This is a genomic window from Methylibium sp. (assembly GCF_965279545.1).
Taxonomy (GTDB): Bacteria; Pseudomonadota; Gammaproteobacteria; order Burkholderiales; family Burkholderiaceae_C; genus Methylibium.
In genome coordinates this window covers 3,545,330-3,562,554 of the sequence record NZ_OZ257250.1, presented here as the reverse complement: position 1 = coordinate 3,562,554, position 17,225 = coordinate 3,545,330, and the positions used below count along the sequence as shown (strand labels likewise).

Here is a 17,225-nt window from a genome sequence, read left to right as displayed (position 1 = left end):
ACACACCATGCGCACCCCCGCCCTCATCGTCGGCATCCTGCTGCTCATCGTCGGCGGCCTGATCTCGACCGGCGTCCTGAGCTTCGACAGGCAGGAGACCGTCGCCAAGCTCGGGCCGCTGGAGATCACGACGACCGACCAGAAGAAGCCCGCGCCGGTGGTCGGCTACCTGCTGCTCGGCGTCGGCGCGCTGGTGCTGATCGTCGGGCTGGCCGGCAAGAAGTAAGGCCCGCCGCCGCATGCTCCGGTACCTCACCGTCCCGGTCACCGCTTTCCAGCAGAACTGCTCCATCGTCTGGTGCGAGGCCACCCGCCGGGCGGCCGTCATCGACCCCGGCGGCGAACTGCCGCGGCTGCGCGCCGAAGCCGCGCGCCTGGGCCTGGCGCTCGAAGCGATCTGGCTGACCCACGCGCACATCGACCACGCCGGCGGCACGGCGCAGCTCGCCCGCGAAGACGGCCTGCCGATCATCGGCCCGCACGCGGGCGACCAGTTCTGGATCGACGCCATGGCGCAGCAGAGCCGGATGTTCGGCTTCCCGCCCAGCGAGCCCTTCACGCCGACGCGCTGGCTCTGCGAGGGCGGCGCCGACGACCGCGTGACGCTGGGCGAGTGCGCGCTCGAAGTGCGGCACTGCCCGGGCCACACGCCGGGCCACGTGGTGTTCGTGTCGCGCGAGGCGGGGCGGGCCTTCGTCGGTGACGTGCTGTTCGCCGGCGGCATCGGCCGCACCGACTTCCCGCAGGGCGACTTCGACACGCTGGTCCGCTCGATCCGCACCCAGCTCTGGCCCTTCGGCGACGACACCGTGTTCATCCCCGGCCACGGGCCGCAGAGCAGCTTCGGCCACGAGCGGCGTCACAACCCCTACGTGCGCGACGCCTGATCCTCCAATCGCACCGGCGGGGCGACCTTCAGCGCGCCTGCTCGCGGCCCGGCGTCGCCGGCTTGTTGGCCTTGCGGTCACCGCTGTCGCCGAGGCCGGCATCCCAGCGTTGCGTGGGCTTGGGCGCGCGCTCGTACAAGGGCATCACCTTGGGCAGGTTGGCTTCGATGTCGTGGATGCGCGTCGGCCCCTGCGGGTGGGTCGAGCCGTACTCGGCCAGCTTGCTGCCGCTGCCCCCGCCAGCGCCGCCGGTCGCCTGGCCCATCTTGGTCCACAGGCTCACGCCGGAGCGCGGGTCGTAGCCGGCGCGCGCGGCCAGCTCCATGCCGACCAGGTCGGCCTCGGACTCGTCGTCGCGGCTGAACTTGAGCTGCAGCAGCTGCGCGCCCATGCCGGCGATCGTGCGGCTGGCATTGCCCAGGCCGAGCAGTGCGGCGCCCAGCTCGAGGCCGATGTTGGTCGCGGCCGACTTGCCCATGCGCTCGCGTGCATGCTCGCGCAGCGCATGCGCGACCTCGTGGCCCATCACCATCGAGACCTCGTCGTCGGTCAGCTTGAGCTGCTCGATCAGGCCGGTGTAAAAGGCGATCTTGCCGCCCGGCATGCAGAAGGCGTTGATCTGCTTGCTGGCCAGCAGGTTGACCTCCCACTTCCAGCCCGGCGCGCGCGCGTTCCATTCCGGCGTGAACGGGATGATGCGTTGCGCGACGAAGCGCAGCCGCACCGTCTGCGTGTTGTCGCCGGACACCAGCGCGTTCTTGCCGCGCGCCTCCTGCAGCAACTGCGCGTACTGCTGGGTCGCCGCCTGCTCCACCTGTTCGGCCGACACCAGTTTCGAGAAGCCCGACTGCTTGCCGACGTCGACGCCCTCGCGCGCGGCCGCCGGCAGTGCCAGACCGGCACCGGCGCCGAGCAGCGCGGCCGCGAAGCGGCGGCGCTGCGGCTGCGGTGGCGCGCACTGCGCCGCGGCATGCTGCGCACCGAGCCGCGACAAAGCCGCGCACAGGCTGCAGTGGTAACGGGACGAGGGGGTCGACAGGCTCATGGTTTTCAGACTCCGGGAGCAGCTTCGCGTTCCAGCATCCGGCGCACCGCCGGCAGCAACAGATAGGCCGGGAACGACAGCCAGAAGGTGAGGAAGAAGTAGCTCGCGTAGCCCAGTTCCTGCGCACCGATGCCGCCGGCCCAGCCGGCCACCGCGCGGCTGAAGGCGAAGATGCTGGACAGGATCGCGTACTCGGTGGTCGCGCGCGCCTTGCTGGTGATGCCCATCAGGAAGGCGAGGAAGGCGCCGGTGCCCAGCCCGCCGGTGAAGCTCTCCAGCGCGCTGGCTGCGTAGACCATCGCCTGGTGCAGCGGCTCGACGCCGATCGTCGCCGCGGCACCGGGCGTCAGCAGCGGCACCAGGTGCGCCGCACCGGCATAGCCGAGGTTGGACAGCGCCTGCCACAGCCCCAGCACCCACAGGCCGCGGAAGATGCCGCGCCGGTCGACGTACCAGCCGCCGACCAGGCCGCCGGCGATCGACAGCGCGAGCCCGAGGTTGACGCTGACGAAGCCGATCTGCGCCGCGCTGAAGCCCGCATCGACCCAGAACGGCTTGACCATGAAGCCCATGGCGGCGTCGCCGAGCTTGAACAGCAGGATGAAGGCCAGCACCGCCACCATGCCGGGCCGCAACAGCAGCTCGACCCAGGCGCCGAACACCGGCCCGTCGCGCAGCGCCAGGGCCTGCGGTGCCCGCGCCGCCCGCACCAGCAGCGCCGCACCGGCGAACATCAGGCCGACCGGCAGCGCGCCGCGGAACCACCACGTGGCGCTCACCGCCTCCACGGCACTCCAGTGCGTCGCCCGCGCCAGCGGCCCCAGCACCGGCCACAGCAGGCCGGCCAGCACCAGGCCGAGCGCCACCAGGAAGCCGGGTTGCCCGCGCAGCAGGCCGAATTCCTTGGCGACGGTGCTGGGCGGCGCGCCGACGCGCGGCTTCTCCGGCGGCGCGAGCAGCGCCATGCCGGCGTTGAGGCCGAACACCAGCGCGCCCAGCGTGTAGGCCGCGCCCCAGCCGAGCGCGCCCGAGACCATCAGCAACACGCCTGCGGTCAGCATGCCGGCGCGGTAGAAGCCGATGCGCAGGCCGTTCGCCATGCCGTACTCGCGCTGGTCGAGCAGCTCGATCGTGTAGCCGTCGGTGGCGATGTCGTTGGTGGCCGACAGCACCGTGAAGCCGCCGATCGCGACCCACACCCAGGGCCCGAGCGCCAGCCCGGCGATCGCGAACGCGACCATCACCGCCGCCATGCCGAGGTTGGCGGCGGCGACCCACCAGCGGTGGTGCCGCGCCCAGTCGACCGCCGGCGCCCACAGGAACTTCACCGTCCAGGCCAGGCCCAGCAGCGACAACAGGCCGATGTCGGCCAGGTTCACGCCCTGCTGGCGGAAGTAGACCGGGAACAGGTCGAAGAACACGCCCAGCGGCAGGCCCTCGCTGAAGTACAGCAGCGCCACCCAGAACAGCTTGCGCCGGTGGGCGGGACGGGCCGTGGTCGAAACGGGCACAACAGGGGGCACGGCGGTCATCCGGGGCATTCTAGGGAGGGCTCTCGGCACCAGCGCCCCTCGCCCGCGAGGAAACCGCCCTCGGACCCTTGCCCGCCGGCTGCCGGACGTGGCCTATTTCTCGCTTGTGAAAGACCCGGCGATGAGGACGCCGCTCCCCCTGGTGTTGGTGATCGCGACGGAGGTCCTCATGGCAGACAATGCTTCGAGCGAGAGGGAGGCCCTGGGCGAAACGAAAAGACCCTCGGCCTTCGAGCGTGGCACCAGCGCTGCGCTGTCCCGTTCACGGGCCGCGCCTGGCAGTGCGGCCCGTTTCCTTTTCTTGCGTTTTCGAGAATCGACTACCTGATGACGTTCGTCATGCTTCTCTGGCACTGGTTCACGCGCTTCGGCGAATCCGGCATCGTGATCCCGATGGCGCTGAGCACCGCGCTGTGGTGGTGGTGGGCGACGCCGAGCCGGCGTCCGCTGCTCGCCTGGCTGGCCCTGCTGGGCTCGGCCGCCTTCCTCACGCTGGTGACCAAGGTCGCCTTCATGGGCTGGGGCCTGGGCAGCGTGTCGCTCGATTTCACCGGCCTCTCGGGGCACGCCATGCTGGCGGCCGCGATCTACCCGGTGCTGCTGCGCACGCTGTGCAGCCCGGTGGCCGTGCCGCCGCGCTGGGCGATCGGGGCCGGTTATGCACTGGCGGCGCTGGTCTCGCTGTCGCGGGTCATCATCGGCGCGCATTCGGGTTCGGAGGTCGTGCTGGGCTTCGCCGTGGGTGCGGCGGCCAGCGCGACCGCGCTGGCGCTGGAGACCCGCCAGCCGCCGCCGATTCCGCGGCACTGGCTCTGGCTGGGTCTGGCCGCGTGGTTGACGCTGATGCCGGTGGTCGCCGCACCGTCCGGCACGCACGGCATGGTGCAGCGGCTGGCCAAGAAGCTGTCGGACCGCGATCAGCTCTACACCCGTGCCGATCTGCACCGGGCACGGTTGCCGGGCTAGCGGTACCCCCGGCTGCGGGCCCGCCGCGGCCGCCCCATGCCGGGGCTCAGCCGGCCCGCAATGAAGCCCGCTGGCGCCGCCGTGCCGCAAGCGCCTGCTCGCGCACGTGGCAGCCGTCGAGGTGGTCGTTGACCAGGCCCATCGCCTGCATGAAGGCATAGACGGTGGTCGGGCCGACGAAGCTCCAGCCGCGCTTCTTCAGGTCCTTGCTCATCGCCACCGATTCGGCCGAGGTCGTCTGCGCCTTCAGCGCCTCGAGCGTCATGCGCTTCGGGCGCGAGGCCGGCGCGGGCTCGCGGTCCCAGGCGTAGGCGGCCAGCGAACCGAACTCGGCGCGCAGTTCGAGCACGCGCCGTGCGTTGTTGAGGGTCGACTCGATCTTGCCGCGGTGGCGCACGATGCCGGCGTCGCCCAGCAGCCGTTCGACGTCGCGCGCGGTGTAGCGCACCAGCCGCTCGGCATCGAAATCGGCGAAGGCGGCGCGGAAGTTCTCGCGCTTGTTCAGGATCGTGAGCCAGCTCAGGCCGGCTTGGAAGCCTTCGAGGCAGAGCTTCTCGAACAGGCGCCGGTCGTCGGTGACGGGGAAACCCCACTCGTGATCGTGGTAGTGCTGATACGCCGGGCTGGCCGCGCACCAGGCGCAGCGCGGCGCGCCGTCGGCGGCCGTGTCGAACAGGCCCGGGGGCAAGATCTTGCTCATGCGGCGAACTCCTCGGCGCGCATCATGCCTGGGTGCGCCGCGGATCTGCCTGGCTGCCGCTGGAGCGGGAGCAAGACCCCCTCCAAGGGAGGCGGCAGCCGGTGGCACCCGTCAATGCAGCCAGATCGACACCGCCAGCGCCACCGCGGCATCGTCCTCCAGGCCGCCGTGCTCGGTGACCGCGAGGCCACGGTGCAGCTCGTAGCTCGAGTCGAACCAGCCGCAAGCGGGCAGGCCTTCCTCGAGTTCGGCAAGGTCGGTCTCGTCGCGTGCGGCGCGGCGCGCCCGCACCGCGTCCAGGGCCGACGGCGAGCGGGAGAACAGGCGGGTGCTGAAGTTGAAGCTGAGCATGAAGGCCTCCGTGAGCGGTGTGCCTTCAATGTCGCCGCGACCGCGCACCGCCACCATCGCCCCGAGGGCGGGCACGAGGGGGCCCCTCGGCGGGGGCCCCCAGGAGGCGGAACAGCCGCCCGCTGCCGACCGAGATCCCCCCGAGGGGTGGCTGCAGTGCCGCGCAGCCGGGGCCTGCGCTTCCGTCAACCGAACGGCCGCACCCCGATCAATGCGGCGTGGCCCCAGAAGGCGAACACCGCCCATGCGACCACGCCGACGACCAGCGTGAGCACCGTCGCGCCGCTGCGGCCGGGCGGGTACTGCACCCCCGCCGCGCGGTCGCGCCCGCGGGCAGCACGAAAGCTCAGGGCCGCCCACACCAGAAAGGCGCCGAACAGCAGCACATCGGCCAGGTTGCCGTTGGCCAGCAGGTGCGCGAAGGCCCAGGTCTTGACACCGATCACCATCGGGTGGTGCAGCTTCGCCTTGAGGCCGTTGCCCGGCACATAGGCCGCCGCGACCAGCACGAAGGCCAGCAGCGTCAGCAGCGCCGCGATGTGGCGCATCGCGACCGGCGGCGTCCACAACTCCACCGGCTGCTGCCGCGCCAGGCCGTAGCCCCACACCATCAGCACGAAGCCGACGATCGAGACGAGCGCGTACACGCCCTTCCAGCGCGCCTCGCCGACACGCGCCAGCGTGCGCGTGCGCCAGGGCTCCGCGACGATGCGCACCGAGTGCGGGGCGAGGAACAGAACAAGGCCGAGGATCAGGACCAGCATGGCAGGCTCCGGTTGCTGCGCGCGAGCGTACCGCAGGCGACGGCACTCGCATGCCACGGTTAGCATCACCGTGAATCCGCCCTCCTTACCGAACCCTCCGAGAGCCCACGATGCCGCTCGACTCCCTCGAGATCCAGACCACCGACCAGCCGAAGGCCAGCGTCATCGTGCTGCACGGACTGGGCGCCGACGGCAACGACTTCGTGCCGATCTGCGAAGAGCTCGACCTCGACGCGGTCGGTGGCGCGCGCTTCGTGTTCCCGCACGCACCGACGCGCCCGGTCACGATCAACGGCGGCTACGTGATGCGCGCCTGGTACGACATCCTCGGCACCGACCTGGCACGCCACGAAGACGAGGCGGGCCTGCGCGCCTCGCTGCTGCAAGTGCGGGCCCTGATCGAGCGCGAGAACGCGCGCGGCATGCCGAGCTCGCGCATCGTGCTCGCCGGCTTCTCGCAGGGCGGCGCGATGACCCTGCTGACCGGCCTGCGCCACGGCGAGCGGCTGGCCGGGCTGGCAGGGCTGTCCGGCTACCTGCCGCTGGCCGCGACGACCGCCGCCGAGCGCAGTGCCGCGAATGCCGACGTGCCGATCTTCCTGGCCCACGGCCGCGACGACCCGGTGATCCAGTTGCCGCGCGCCACCGCGTCGCGCGATGCGCTGCAGGCGCTGGGCTGTGCGGTCGAGTGGCACGAGTACCCGATGCAGCACTCGGTGTGCCCGCAGGAGATCGTGGACCTCAATCGCTGGTTGCTGCGCGTGCTGGCCTGAGCCGGATCACCACACCTCTTCGGTCGTCACCTCGAAGCGCACCAGCTGGTTCTGCCCAAAGGCCATGGTGAGGGGAACGTCGCCCGCATCGCGGCCGCGGCCCATCACGATGCGGCCGATGCGCGGCTTGTTGTGGCGCGCATCGAAGGTGTACCACTGCTCGCCGAGGTAGACCTCGAACCACGCGCTGAAGTCCATCGGGTAGGGCACCGGCGGGATGCCGATGTCGCCGAGGTAGCCGGTGACGTAGCGCGCCGGGATGTTCATGCAGCGGCACAGCGTGACGGCCAGGTGCGCGAAGTCGCGGCACACGCCGGTGCGCTCGCGAAAGCCTTCGAGCGCGGTGCGGTTCGCGCGTGCCGCCTGGTAGTCGAAGCGGATGTGCCCGTGCACGAAGTCGCAGATCGCCTGCACCCGGGCCCAGCCCAGCGGGGTGTTGCCGAACTGGTTCCAGGCGAAGTTCAGCAGCTCGCTGTCGACTTCGCAGTAGCGACTGGGCAGCAGGAACTGCAGCGTCGCCACCGGCAGCTCGCGCGGGTCGTGCTGGTAGGCCCCGTAGGCGGTCTGGTCGGGCAGGCCGGAGTCGCGCACGACCGCTTCGTTCGTGAAGCGCACCGAGCCGACCCCCGGCGGCACGTTGACGCGCCCGCATTGGTTGCCGAAGGCGTCGACGTACTCGTCGTTGCCGAAGTACGGCGTGATCCAGAGATTCTCCGGCGCCACCAGATCGTGGCTGCGCGACGGGTGCACATGCAGCAGGTGGATGAGCGTCATCGGCGATGCGACGGACAGCTCGATGTCGAATCCGATCTTGATCAGCACGGCGTGGCTCCTGAGGAAGGGACGCCGGGAGATCGAGCGCCTGTCGGTCGAGTGTGCGCCGCATGCACCGCGCTCACTGCAGTAAATGACGCAAGGCGTTGTGAGACAGCACGCCGCGTGGCTGTCGGACGCGCACCAAACCGCGACGCTAGGGCGCCTTCAAGGTGCACACGAAACGCTCGACCTGCCGTGCAACCCACGGGCCGTCGTCGAGCGGCAGGTCGTGGCCCGCGGTCGGATGCTCGGCGATCGGCAGTGCCCACGCTTGCGCCAGCCGGCGCGAGCAGCGCGGATCGACCAGCGCATCGTGTGTGCTCGCGAGCACCAGGAAGGGCACCGCGGGGCGGGACTGCGACGCACGATAGCGTGCAGCGGCGAGCAGCTGTCGCAGCGCATTGGCGCCAGACACCGGAGATTCACGCCGCCACGCCGTCCACGCGCCCAGCAGCGCGTCGCGTTCCGCCGTGCCGAGGCGGCGCTGGCTGGTCAGTCCCAGGATGCTGCGCTCCCATTCGGCGGCGTCGGCGCCGGTCAGCGCCAGCCGCAGCAGCGTCGCGTATTGCGACGGCCGCAGCCGCTGATGAAAGGCGCCGAAGGGCCGCAGGCTGGTGTTGATCAGCACCGCCGCGGCCAGCTCCCGCGGCTGAGCATGCGCCCAGGCCACCGCCACCATCGCGCCGAGCGACATCGCCAGCACGCGGTAGGGCGGCGCCACGCCCATCGCCTGCAGCGCGGCGCGGCAGTGCGCCGCCATCGCCGGCACGCTGGCCGGGCTGCGCTGCGCATGCAGCCCGCCGTTGCCCGGCAGGTCGAGCGCGATGACCGGCGCACCGGGCTGCACGGCGCGCAACAGCGCAGCGAATTCGCCCCAGTGCCGTGCCTCGCGCGTCAGTCCGCGCAGCAGCACCCACGGAGCGGTATGCGTCGCCGGGACCGCGGCCTGCGCGGACGTGCTCACCGCCGCGCGCTCCGGTACCAGCGCTCCAGCGCCTGCTCCTGGTGCCGGGCGCGCGCCGCGCCCCGCGGCAGCCAGCCGGCGTGGCCGCAGGCGGCGCGGGCGATGAAGTCCAGCCACGCCACGTGGCGCCGCAGCACGCGCTGCTGACGGTGCTCGATCAGCGGGTTGAACAGGCCTTGGCGCGTGAACAGCTGGCGCGGGTTCTTCTTGACCCACAGCCACGAGCCCATCTCCAGCGTCAGCGGCAGGAACACGCGACCGGGCGGCTCGCAGGCGCGCAGGTAGAGGTGGTCCCACAGGTCGCCGTGCGCCAGGTACTGGCGGCTCTGCGGCTCGAACACATAGCGGTGGTGGGTGTGGGTCTGGTCGAGCAGGCGGTTGAGCGCGTGCATCTCCGGCAGGTGCGGGATCGGCCGCGCGGTGTGCGCGTACGGGAACCAGATGCGGTCGCGCAGGCCGAAGCCCGAATGGCAGTCGACCGCGATGCTGAAGCGCCGCGTCAGCAACTCCTCCTCCACCACGCGGCACAGCGCCTGGCTCTCGGCCTGCATCGCCGCGCCGAGCGCGCCGCGGTACCACGGCAGGCCGGCGCTGAGCCGCTGACCGCCGATCAGGAAGGGCGCGCGGTCGTCGGCGTCGACCGGCGCGTTGCGCATCAGGTCCACGCCCTGCGGGTTGGCGCGCGTGCCGCGCCACAGCCCGCCGGGGTTCACCAGCGGCATGAAGACCAGACGCATCACCTCGAGCTGGCGGTGCAGCAGCACGTCCCAGGGCAGGCGGTTCACGACGCTGCGCAGGCAGGCCAGCACCACCTCGGCGCCGATGCGCTCGAGCCCGTGCACGCCGCCGAAGAAACCGACCGCCGGCACGTCCGGGTCCGGGTTGCCCAGCGTGATGGCATGGACCGGAAAGCGGCGCCCGCCGACATCCACCTCGCACACCACGCGCTGCTGCAGCTGCGCGCCGCCCTGTTGGACGATGCGCTGCAGTTCGGCGAGTTCGGCCAGCTCGGGAGGGATCACGCAGCGCAGTCCGGCAACAAGTGCCGCAGGATAGCGGCGCGCCGCCGCCGGCACGGCCTTCTTCACGCGCGGCGGCGGGCTTCACCGCACTGCCATCAAGGCGTCACACAGCGCCGCTAGGGTCAGCCGACATCGGCCCGCTCCGGGCCCACCCAGGCAAGGGAGTTTCCATGGCCGGCCTCATCCGACAGACCCTCACCCACCCTGCGCTGGCCTTGGGCAGCACCCTGCTGTGGGGCGCGATCGAGTTCGTGGCGCTGTGCCGTTCGCGCTGGGCGCAGCGTGGCTCGCGCGAGGCCTGACGGGCAACAGCGCGACGGCGCGCTACCAGTCCTTCAAGCGCCGCTTGAGCTTCTGCACCACGGTCGCGTGCATCTGCGACACGCGCGAGGGGCTCACGCCCAGGGTCTGAGCGGCGTCCTGGTGGTCGAGGCCGCGCTCGTAGATCATCGTCATCATCAGCCGCTCACGCTCTTCCAGCGTGTCGAAGGCGGCCGCAAGGGCGCTGGTGCGCTGGCGGCGCTGCAGGGCGGCCAGCGGGTCGGCGTGCTCGTCGGCCGCCGCGTGCAGGTCGTCGTCGGCGCCGTGGGCCGAGGCCTCGTCGCCCAGCGGGGCGTCGCCGGCGCGCTGGCCCGCGGCACCGGCGTCGACCAGGCGCTCGTGCAGGCGGGCGAGCGACCAGCCGAGTTCGCTGGCGACTTCCATCGCGCGCGGGGCGCGCAGCAGGCGGTGTTCGAGCGCCTGCACCGCGGCGCGGATGGCGCGCTGGTGGGCGCGGGCGTCGCGCGACAGGGTGTCGGTGGCGCGCAGGCTGTCGAGCATGGCGCCTTCGATGCGGCGCGAGGCGTAGGTGTCGAAGCTGGCGCCGAAGCTTTCCTCGAAGCGGGTGATGGCTTCGTTGAGGCCGATCAGGCCGGCCTGCAGCAACTCGTCCATCTCCACGTTCGCCGGCAGCCGCGCGCGCATGCGCTTGGCAATGCGGCGCACCAGCGCGCTGTGCTCGTGCAACTTGTCGTTGCGCACGGCGGCCGGGGTCTCGGCGAGGGCGGGAGTCATGGCGTGTTGTCGGCCCCGCGCCGGCGAACTTGAGGCCGCGTCCCGGGGGTGCGCACCAGGGCGTGTGCCTCCGGTCGCGTGAACAGGCCCTAGTGTTCTGTCCCAATAGTTTGTAGGCACGCCCCGTGCATGGTTTGAGGCATTCTGCGAAGGGATGCTGCCATGCCGAACGTTGCTGTGAAGGACAAGCTCGTACTGACGGAGGAAGAGCGCGCCGAACTCGTCTCGATTGCGCGTTCGCGGTCGCTGCCGGCAGCGCTGGCGCTGCGAGCGCGCATCGTTTTGGCATGTGAAGGTGGTGCCGCGGCGCTGCGTGTGTCGAGTGATCTGGGCATCAACCGCAGCACCGTCACGAAGTGGCGCGATCGGTATGCGGCGCATCGGCTGTCGGGCCTGTACGATGAACTTCGCCCGGGTCGCCCGCGCACGGTTGATGATGAACGCGTCGCCGAATTGATCTCGACTACGCTGCACACCAAGCCCGCCGACGGCGACACGCACTGGAGCACGCGCGGCTTGGCCAGTGCCACGGGCATCAGCAAGAGCTCGGTTCAACGCTACTTGCAAGCGTTCAATCTCAAGCCCCATCGTGTCGAGTCGTTCAAGTTGTCGACAGACCCGTTCTTCATCGAAAAGCTGCGCGATGTGGTCGGGCTGTACCTGAATCCGCCCGATAACGCCCTGGTGCTGTGCGTCGACGAGAAGAGCCAATGCCAAGCGCTGGAGCGCACGCAGCCGATGCTGCCGCTCGGCTTCGGGTATGTCGAAGGCGTCACGCACGACTACGTTCGCCATGGCACGACGACGCTGTTCGCGGCGTTGGACGTGATGAGCGGACAGGTGCTGGCTCAATGCCGGCCGCGGCATCGACATCAAGAGTTCCTGGCATTCCTGCGCGCTATCGACAAGGCCGCGCCCACCGAACTCGATGTCCATTGCATCGCCGACAACTACGCCAGCCACAAGCATCCGAAGGTGCGCGCCTGGCTCGCCGAGCGCCCGCGCTGGCACATGCACTTCGTGCCGACCTACTCGAGTTGGCTCAACCAAGTCGAACACTTCTTCTCGATCATCACGACCCGCGCGATCCGCCGCGGCTCGTTCACCAGCGTCAAGGACTTGGTCGACAAGATCGATCGCTTCGTCCAGAACTACAACCAGTCCTGCAAACCGTTCACATGGACAGCGACTGCCGAATCCATCCTAGACAAGCTCGCCCGCCTGTGCGGGCGAATTAACGGGACAGGACACTAGCCTGACCCCGCCAGGCAGTGCCGCAGCCCGGTGCGCTGCGCGCGCTGCAGCCGCGCCAGCAGCGCATGCGTGACCGCGCGCTCGGCGAGCTCGGTGGCGTAGCGCTGGCGCAGGTCGCTCTGCATGCGCAGCAGCAGGTGGGCGGTGGTCTCGGCGTCGGCCAGCGCGCGGTGAGCACGGCCGCTGTCGGGCAGCGCGTGCAGCCGCGCCAGCGTGCCGAGCCGGTGGTTGAGCGCATCGGGGTAGAGGCGGCGCGCCAGCAGCAGGGTGCAGGCGAAGGCATGCGCCGCGTCTTCGTCACAGCCCGCGCGCTCGCGCTCGGCCTGCCAGAAGCCGCGGTCGAAGGCGGCGTTGTGCGCCACCAGCGGGCAGCCGGCGGTGAAGGCAAGCACCTCGCGCATCACCCGCTCGGCCGGCGGCGCGCGCTCGAGCATGCGGTTGCTGATGCCGGTGAGCTGCTCGATGAAGGGCGGCACCCAGGCGCCGCTGTTCATCAGGCTCTGGTAGCGCCCGACGATCTGCCCGCCCCGCACCAGCACCGCGGCGATCTCGGTGGCGCGCGCGCCCTGGCCCGGCGAGATGCCGGTGGTTTCGAAGTCGATGACGGCGATGGTTTCCATGGCGGGGCAGCGCGGAGTGTCGCCCGAGCCGCGGGCGGCCGCGCCAGCGCGGCTGTCCGTCGGCCGCACGCGCCATCTTCCTACAGCGCCGGCGCCGGGCGGTCTGTACAACCGAACTTCCAATGCCTGTCCTCGCCATGAGTCCCGCCGCGCCCGCTTTCTCGTTCAAGGTCATGACCGTGAACACGCACAAGGGCTTCACCTTCTTCAACCGCAAGTTCATCCTGCACGAGCTGCGCGACGCCGTGCGCACGGTGGGCGCCGACGTGGTGTTCCTGCAGGAAGTGCAGGGCACGCACGAGCGGCACCCGGCGCGCTTCGCCAACTGGCCGGCGCAGTCGCACTACGAGTTCCTGGCCGATTCGATCTGGCCGCAGTTCGCCTACGGCCGCAACGCGGTCTATCCGCACGGCCACCACGGCAACGCGCTGCTGTCGAAGTTTCCGATCCTGCGCCACCAGAACCTCGATGTGTCGATCAGCGGGCCCGAGAAGCGCGGCCTGCTGCACTGCGTGCTGCAGCTGCCGGGCCGCGCGCTCAACGTGCACGCCGTCTGCGTACACCTGGGCCTGAAGGAGTCGCACCGGCGCCGCCAGCTCGCGCTGCTGTGCGAGCTGGTCGAGCGCGAGGTGCCGCCCGACGCGCCGCTGGTGGTGGCCGGCGACTTCAACGACTGGCGCCGCAGCGCCCACCGCGTGCTGGAGCGCTGCGCCGGGCTGCGCGAGGTGTTCGTGCGGGCCGACGGCGCGTCGGCCCGGACCTTCCCGGCGCGCTGGCCGCTGCTGCAGCTCGACCGCATCTATGTGCGCAACGCCGCGGTGCACGCGCCGATGGTGCTGCCGCGCCGGCCGTGGTCGCACCTGTCGGACCACGCGCCGCTGGCCGCGGAGATCTCGCTGTGAACGGGCGCTGGGTCGGCGGCAACCGCTTCGGCCTGCTGGAGAACGGCGAGGCCTACTTCCCGCGCGTGTTCGAAGCCATCGCCGCGGCCCGGCACGAGGTGCTGCTGGAGACCTTCATCCTGTTCGAGGACAAGGTGGGGCTCGAACTCCACGCCGCACTGCTGCAGGCGGCGCAGCGCGGTGCCCAGGTCGACGTGACGGTCGACGGCTACGGCTCGCCCGACCTGTCGCCCGGCTTCGTCGGCGCGCTCACCGCCGCCGGCGTGCGCGTGCACGTGTTCGACCCCGGCACGCGGCTGTTCGGCTGGCGCACCAACCTGTTCCGGCGCATGCACCGCAAGCTGGTGGTGGTGGACGGCATGCGCGCCTTCGTCGGCGGCATCAACTACGCGGCCGACCACCTGGCCGACTTCGGGCCCGAGGCCAAGCAGGACTACGCGGTGGAGATCGAAGGCCCGCTGGTGGCGCACATCCAGCGCTTCGCGCGGCAGGCCATCGCGCAAGGTCGGCAAGGCCAGCCGGCGCGGCGCTGGTTCCGGCGCCGCGCGCCCGAGGCAGCGCTGCCTTCGCTGGCCGTGGCGGGCGACGCGCAGGCGATGTTCGTCACGCGCGACAACCGCGAGCACCCGCAGGACATCGAGCGCCACTATCGCGTCGCGATCCGCACGGCGCGCCACCGGCTCGTGATCGCCAATGCCTATTTCTTCCCCGGCTACCGGCTGCTGAAGGAGCTGCGCCGCGCCGCGCGGCGCGGCGTCGAGGTCTCGCTGATCCTGCAGGGCGAGCCCGACATGGCGATCGTGAAGACGGCCGCCGAGATGCTCTACCACCACCTGCTGCGCGCCGGCGTGCACATCTACGAGTACTGCGAGCGCCCGCTGCATGGCAAGGTCGCGGTGGCCGACGACGAATGGGCCACGGTCGGCTCCAGCAACCTCGATCCGCTGAGCCTGTCGCTGAACCTCGAGGCCAACGTGATGATCCGCGACCGCGCGTTCAACCGGCAGCTCGGCGAGCGGCTCGAGCACCTGATGGCGCAGCGCTGCAAGCGCATCGCGGCCGCCGACCTGCAAGAGCCCGGCCTGTGGCGGCTGGTGCGCAGCTACTTCGTCTTCCACTTCCTGCGCCACTACCCGGCCTGGGCCGGCTGGCTGCCGGCGCACACGCCGCGGCTGGCCTCGGCGCCGCATGCCGCCACCGCCGGCACCGCCGGCACCGACCGCCTCACCGAGCCGGCGAGCAGCTGATGCGCGTCGGCCCCGCCTCCCTCCGGCTGGCGCGGGCCGCGACCGCGCGCCGTGCGCCGCGCCCACCGGCCGCGAGCCGGCAGGGCCTCGCGTCGCGGCCCTGGTGGCCGTGGGCCCGGCGCATCGCCACGCTGGCGTTCTTCGCGCTGGTGGGCGGCCTGCTGCTGACGCAGGCGCGCACGGTGCAGTGGGCCGAGGTGCTGAGTTCGGTGCGCGCGCTGCCGGCCGCGAACCTGCTGGTCGCCGGCGCCCTGGCGGTGGCGAGCCACGCGCTCTACAGCTGCTTCGACCTGCTGGGCCGCCACGGCACCGGCCACCGGCTGGCCCGACGCACGGTGATGGGCATCACCTTCGTCAGCTACGCGTTCAACCTGAACCTGGGCTCGCTGGTCGGCGGCGTGGCCTTCCGCTACCGGCTCTATGCGCGCCTGGGCCTGGACAACGCAGTGATCACGCGCGTGCTGTCGATGAGCATGCTCACCAACTGGCTCGGCTACCTGCTGCTCGCCGGCACGGTGTTCATGCTGTGGCCGCTGACGCCGCCGCCGGACTGGAAGCTCGACGGTCGTGCATTGCAGGGACTGGGCGCGCTGCTGTTCGCGGTGGCGATCGGCTACGTGGCGCTGTGCACCTTCTCGCGCCGGCGCGGGTGGACGCTGCGCGGCCACCGCCTCGAACTGCCGTCGGGCCACTTCGCACTGCTGCAGCTGGCGATATCGTCGGCCAACTGGCTGCTGATGGTCACGCTGGTGTTCGTGCTGCTGCAGCAGCGCATCGATTTCCAGACGGTGCTCGGCGTGCTGCTGGTGGCGGCGGTCGCCGGCGTGATCACGCACGTGCCGGCCGGCCTGGGCGTGCTGGAGGCGGTGTTCGTCGCGCTGCTGTCGCACGCGCTGCCGACGAGCGAGCTGCTCGGCGCGCTGCTGGCCTACCGGGCGCTCTATTACCTGGGTCCGCTGGCGGTGGCGACGCTGGCCTACCTGGCGATGGAGCTGAAGGCGCGCCGACTGGGAGCCAAGCGCTGAGTCAGAGTCGCCCCGTGCAGTTCGGCGCCCCGCAGCGGCAGCGCAGCCGGCCTTCGTGGTGGCTCTCGCCGTAATCGACGCAGAGTTCTTCGCCCACCGCGATGTCGCGCATCGCATAGAACTCCACCCGCCCCTGGCGGATGCGCAGCGAGGCGTTCGGCGCGCACGAGTGGTTGGTGAAACGCAGCGGATCCTGCGACTGCGAGGCGTCGATGGCGCGCTGCGCCGACACCTCGACGATCATGATGCGCGCCAGGCCCCTGGCACGCCGGCGCGCCTCGCGCACGCTGATCGACTCGCCGCGGATCTCGCCGATCTTGCGGCGCGCCGGGATGGCCTCGGCCGCGAAGGCTCCCTGGCCGTCGATGCGGCTGGGCTGCACGCTGACCGCGAACTTCTGCGGGTCGGCGGGGACGCCCTTGACACGCGGTGCCGCGGCGCGGGCTTCGACGAGGGGGACGGCAGGGCGCAGGCTTGGCATGGATCGATTGTCGCGTCAAGTCGGCAGCCTTCCAAAGCACGCGTCGGATGTCACGTCTGCTCACGCCGATGCGCGAACTGGGCCGACGAAACCCTGCTTTTCCCCTTCATGTCGGGGGGGCGCTGCCGATAAGCTGCGCATCAACCTATCGACGTGAGCACCGCATGAGCTACGCACACCACACCCCGAGCCCCCGTACCTCGCATCACGCGCTGCGCGGCCGCGACGCGATCGAATGGGAGGAGCTGCCCTCGTTCGCCGACTCGTTGACCCAGCGGCTCACCGTGCTCGGTCAGCGTCCGCTGGGCGAGCGCATCGACGCCGCCTCGTCGGCCTGGGTCGAGACCATGGCCGCCAGCCTCGACCTGCTGCCGCCGTCGGAACCGTTCCGCGAAACCGTCAAGGGCCTGCACATCCGCGAGGTCCACGAGCCCGAGGTGTTCCGCCTGTTCTTCGGCAACTGATCACCAGGCACGGCCCCGCGCCGTGCAGCAGATCGCCGGCCGACACCGCGTGTCGGACGACGCCGACACGCGCTCGCGCCAACGCCCGACGGACCCCGCGCGAGCCCCCTCCTATCCTTGCCGCATGACCCGCGCACGCGCGGCCCGCGCACTCCGCGCCGTGGCCCGGTGCGCAAGGAGAGGCTCATGTTGCGCAAGATCCTCCTGTTTGCCCTGACTTCGGGCCTCGCCGCCCAGCTGGTCGTGAGCCTGTCGCGCCGCGCGGCGCGCCGGGACGGCTCGCTTGACCGGCAGGCGGTGCAGGCCTGGGAAGAAGAAGGCGGCTCGCTCTGACACCGCGGCCGAGGCGACGCCGC

General features: G+C 71.2%; 22 protein-coding genes. 11 read left to right on the top strand and 11 right to left on the bottom strand.

What is annotated here, in order from left to right:
• Positions 1-7: 7 nt before the first annotated feature.
• Complete coding sequence (locus tag ACQY9S_RS16795; RefSeq protein ID WP_428421205.1) at positions 8-226, top strand: hypothetical protein; 219 nt, start codon at positions 8-10, stop codon at positions 224-226.
• A 13-nt stretch (positions 227-239) separates the two neighbouring features.
• Entirely contained in the window at positions 240-887 is a 648-nt protein-coding gene (locus ACQY9S_RS16790; RefSeq protein WP_428421203.1) for an MBL fold metallo-hydrolase, read from the top strand.
• 28 nt (positions 888-915) lie between these two features.
• Here the strand turns inward: ACQY9S_RS16790 and ACQY9S_RS16785 are convergent, their stop codons facing one another.
• The gene (locus ACQY9S_RS16785) at positions 916-1,932 is read right to left on the bottom strand and encodes a M48 family metallopeptidase (RefSeq protein WP_428421202.1); all 1,017 of its coding nucleotides are present in this window, start codon (positions 1,930-1,932) and stop codon (positions 916-918) included.
• Positions 1,933-1,937: 5 nt separating this feature from the next.
• The gene (locus ACQY9S_RS16780; RefSeq protein WP_428421200.1) at positions 1,938-3,464 is read right to left on the bottom strand and encodes an MFS transporter; all 1,527 of its coding nucleotides are present in this window, start codon (positions 3,462-3,464) and stop codon (positions 1,938-1,940) included.
• A 327-nt stretch (positions 3,465-3,791) separates the two neighbouring features.
• Between ACQY9S_RS16780 and ACQY9S_RS16775 the strand changes: the two genes are divergently transcribed.
• On the top strand, positions 3,792-4,430 hold the full coding sequence (locus ACQY9S_RS16775; RefSeq protein WP_428421198.1) for a phosphatase PAP2 family protein: 639 nt from the start codon (positions 3,792-3,794) through the stop codon (positions 4,428-4,430).
• A 46-nt stretch (positions 4,431-4,476) separates the two neighbouring features.
• Here ACQY9S_RS16775 and ACQY9S_RS16770 read toward each other — a convergent pair whose 3' ends face one another.
• The 3 genes from ACQY9S_RS16770 to ACQY9S_RS16760 all read right to left on the bottom strand — a co-directional run bounded on the left by ACQY9S_RS16770 (position 4,477) and on the right by ACQY9S_RS16760 (position 6,245).
• Entirely contained in the window at positions 4,477-5,130 is a 654-nt protein-coding gene (locus ACQY9S_RS16770; protein WP_428421196.1) for a DNA-3-methyladenine glycosylase I, read from the bottom strand.
• A 111-nt stretch (positions 5,131-5,241) separates the two neighbouring features.
• Positions 5,242-5,556, bottom strand: a complete 315-nt coding sequence (locus tag ACQY9S_RS16765; RefSeq protein WP_428421194.1) for a hypothetical protein — start codon at positions 5,554-5,556, stop codon at positions 5,242-5,244.
• A gap of 110 nt (positions 5,557-5,666) precedes the next feature.
• Positions 5,667-6,245 carry an NnrU family protein gene (locus tag ACQY9S_RS16760; protein WP_428421192.1) on the bottom strand — a complete coding sequence of 193 codons (579 nt, stop codon included), beginning with the start codon at positions 6,243-6,245 and terminating at the stop codon, positions 5,667-5,669.
• 110 nt (positions 6,246-6,355) lie between these two features.
• Here ACQY9S_RS16760 and ACQY9S_RS16755 point away from each other — a divergent pair, with 110 nt between their 5' ends.
• A complete protein-coding gene (locus tag ACQY9S_RS16755; RefSeq protein WP_428421190.1) occupies positions 6,356-7,018 on the top strand; it encodes an alpha/beta hydrolase in 663 nt (220 codons plus the stop codon).
• 6 nt (positions 7,019-7,024) lie between these two features.
• Here the strand turns inward: ACQY9S_RS16755 and ACQY9S_RS16750 are convergent, their stop codons facing one another.
• The 3 genes from ACQY9S_RS16750 to ACQY9S_RS16740 form a co-directional block, all read right to left on the bottom strand.
• Positions 7,025-7,840: a transglutaminase-like domain-containing protein gene (locus ACQY9S_RS16750; RefSeq protein WP_428421188.1), complete on the bottom strand. Its 816-nt coding sequence runs from the start codon at positions 7,838-7,840 to the stop codon at positions 7,025-7,027.
• A gap of 148 nt (positions 7,841-7,988) precedes the next feature.
• Complete coding sequence (locus tag ACQY9S_RS16745) at positions 7,989-8,798, bottom strand: alpha/beta fold hydrolase (protein WP_428421186.1); 810 nt, start codon at positions 8,796-8,798, stop codon at positions 7,989-7,991.
• On the bottom strand, positions 8,795-9,829 hold the full coding sequence (locus ACQY9S_RS16740; RefSeq protein WP_428425788.1) for a M14 family zinc carboxypeptidase: 1,035 nt from the start codon (positions 9,827-9,829) through the stop codon (positions 8,795-8,797). The genes ACQY9S_RS16745 and ACQY9S_RS16740 overlap by 4 nt, the downstream gene beginning before the upstream one ends.
• A gap of 161 nt (positions 9,830-9,990) precedes the next feature.
• On the opposite strand from ACQY9S_RS16740, the gene ACQY9S_RS16735 reads away from it, so the two are divergent.
• Positions 9,991-10,122 carry a hypothetical protein gene (locus tag ACQY9S_RS16735; protein WP_428421185.1) on the top strand — a complete coding sequence of 44 codons (132 nt, stop codon included), beginning with the start codon at positions 9,991-9,993 and terminating at the stop codon, positions 10,120-10,122.
• A gap of 22 nt (positions 10,123-10,144) precedes the next feature.
• On the opposite strand, the gene ACQY9S_RS16730 is transcribed toward ACQY9S_RS16735, so the two are convergent.
• On the bottom strand, positions 10,145-10,876 hold the full coding sequence (locus tag ACQY9S_RS16730; protein WP_428421183.1) for a sigma-70 family RNA polymerase sigma factor: 732 nt from the start codon (positions 10,874-10,876) through the stop codon (positions 10,145-10,147).
• A 162-nt stretch (positions 10,877-11,038) separates the two neighbouring features.
• Here ACQY9S_RS16730 and ACQY9S_RS16725 point away from each other — a divergent pair, with 162 nt between their 5' ends.
• Complete coding sequence (locus ACQY9S_RS16725) at positions 11,039-12,130, top strand: IS630 family transposase (protein WP_428421182.1); 1,092 nt, start codon at positions 11,039-11,041, stop codon at positions 12,128-12,130.
• On the opposite strand, the gene ACQY9S_RS16720 is transcribed toward ACQY9S_RS16725, so the two are convergent.
• A complete protein-coding gene (locus tag ACQY9S_RS16720; protein WP_428421180.1) occupies positions 12,127-12,750 on the bottom strand; it encodes a 3'-5' exonuclease in 624 nt (207 codons plus the stop codon). The genes ACQY9S_RS16725 and ACQY9S_RS16720 overlap by 4 nt on opposite strands.
• A 122-nt stretch (positions 12,751-12,872) precedes the next feature.
• On the opposite strand from ACQY9S_RS16720, the gene ACQY9S_RS16715 reads away from it, so the two are divergent.
• From ACQY9S_RS16715 to ACQY9S_RS16705, 3 genes are read left to right on the top strand one after another with little or no spacing between them, the layout of a single operon-like run.
• Complete coding sequence (locus tag ACQY9S_RS16715) at positions 12,873-13,652, top strand: endonuclease/exonuclease/phosphatase family protein (protein ID WP_428421178.1); 780 nt, start codon at positions 12,873-12,875, stop codon at positions 13,650-13,652.
• Complete coding sequence (gene clsB / locus ACQY9S_RS16710) at positions 13,649-14,899, top strand: cardiolipin synthase ClsB (protein WP_428421176.1); 1,251 nt, start codon at positions 13,649-13,651, stop codon at positions 14,897-14,899. Before ACQY9S_RS16715 ends, clsB begins: the two co-directional genes overlap by 4 nt.
• Positions 14,899-15,924 carry a lysylphosphatidylglycerol synthase domain-containing protein gene (locus ACQY9S_RS16705; RefSeq protein ID WP_428421174.1) on the top strand — a complete coding sequence of 342 codons (1,026 nt, stop codon included), beginning with the start codon at positions 14,899-14,901 and terminating at the stop codon, positions 15,922-15,924. Before clsB ends, ACQY9S_RS16705 begins: the two co-directional genes overlap by 1 nt.
• Position 15,925: 1 nt before the next feature.
• Here ACQY9S_RS16705 and ACQY9S_RS16700 read toward each other — a convergent pair whose 3' ends face one another.
• Positions 15,926-16,405 (bottom strand): SET domain-containing protein, encoded by a 480-nt coding sequence (locus tag ACQY9S_RS16700; protein ID WP_428421173.1) that lies wholly within the window; start codon positions 16,403-16,405, stop codon positions 15,926-15,928.
• Between the two features lie 164 nt (positions 16,406-16,569).
• Between ACQY9S_RS16700 and ACQY9S_RS16695 the strand changes: the two genes are divergently transcribed.
• Positions 16,570-16,869 (top strand): hypothetical protein, encoded by a 300-nt coding sequence (locus ACQY9S_RS16695; RefSeq protein ID WP_428421172.1) that lies wholly within the window; start codon positions 16,570-16,572, stop codon positions 16,867-16,869.
• Positions 16,870-17,055: 186 nt separating this feature from the next.
• Positions 17,056-17,202 (top strand): hypothetical protein, encoded by a 147-nt coding sequence (locus ACQY9S_RS16690; RefSeq protein WP_428421171.1) that lies wholly within the window; start codon positions 17,056-17,058, stop codon positions 17,200-17,202.
• Positions 17,203-17,225 lie beyond the last annotated feature (23 nt).

Bases quoted from the DNA above. Each gene is read 5' to 3' on its own strand.
- ACQY9S_RS16715 (WP_428421178.1), top strand. From the start codon at position 12,873: ATGCCTGTCCTCGCCATGAGTCCCGCCGCGCCCGCTTTCTCGTTCAAG.
- ACQY9S_RS16730 (WP_428421183.1), bottom strand. From the start codon at position 10,876: ATGACTCCCGCCCTCGCCGAGACCCCGGCCGCCGTGCGCAACGACAAG.
- ACQY9S_RS16705 (WP_428421174.1), top strand. From the start codon at position 14,899: ATGCGCGTCGGCCCCGCCTCCCTCCGGCTGGCGCGGGCCGCGACCGCG.
- ACQY9S_RS16690 (WP_428421171.1), top strand. From the start codon at position 17,056: ATGTTGCGCAAGATCCTCCTGTTTGCCCTGACTTCGGGCCTCGCCGCC.
- ACQY9S_RS16775 (WP_428421198.1), top strand. From the start codon at position 3,792: ATGACGTTCGTCATGCTTCTCTGGCACTGGTTCACGCGCTTCGGCGAA.
- ACQY9S_RS16695 (WP_428421172.1), top strand. From the start codon at position 16,570: ATGAGCTACGCACACCACACCCCGAGCCCCCGTACCTCGCATCACGCG.
- ACQY9S_RS16780 (WP_428421200.1), bottom strand. From the start codon at position 3,464: ATGACCGCCGTGCCCCCTGTTGTGCCCGTTTCGACCACGGCCCGTCCC.
- ACQY9S_RS16720 (WP_428421180.1), bottom strand. From the start codon at position 12,750: ATGGAAACCATCGCCGTCATCGACTTCGAAACCACCGGCATCTCGCCG.
- ACQY9S_RS16770 (WP_428421196.1), bottom strand. From the start codon at position 5,130: ATGAGCAAGATCTTGCCCCCGGGCCTGTTCGACACGGCCGCCGACGGC.
- ACQY9S_RS16785 (WP_428421202.1), bottom strand. From the start codon at position 1,932: ATGAGCCTGTCGACCCCCTCGTCCCGTTACCACTGCAGCCTGTGCGCG.
- ACQY9S_RS16760 (WP_428421192.1), bottom strand. From the start codon at position 6,245: ATGCTGGTCCTGATCCTCGGCCTTGTTCTGTTCCTCGCCCCGCACTCG.
- ACQY9S_RS16790 (WP_428421203.1), top strand. From the start codon at position 240: ATGCTCCGGTACCTCACCGTCCCGGTCACCGCTTTCCAGCAGAACTGC.
- ACQY9S_RS16725 (WP_428421182.1), top strand. From the start codon at position 11,039: ATGCCGAACGTTGCTGTGAAGGACAAGCTCGTACTGACGGAGGAAGAG.
- ACQY9S_RS16735 (WP_428421185.1), top strand. From the start codon at position 9,991: ATGGCCGGCCTCATCCGACAGACCCTCACCCACCCTGCGCTGGCCTTG.
- ACQY9S_RS16700 (WP_428421173.1), bottom strand. From the start codon at position 16,405: ATGCCAAGCCTGCGCCCTGCCGTCCCCCTCGTCGAAGCCCGCGCCGCG.
- ACQY9S_RS16795 (WP_428421205.1), top strand. From the start codon at position 8: ATGCGCACCCCCGCCCTCATCGTCGGCATCCTGCTGCTCATCGTCGGC.
- ACQY9S_RS16755 (WP_428421190.1), top strand. From the start codon at position 6,356: ATGCCGCTCGACTCCCTCGAGATCCAGACCACCGACCAGCCGAAGGCC.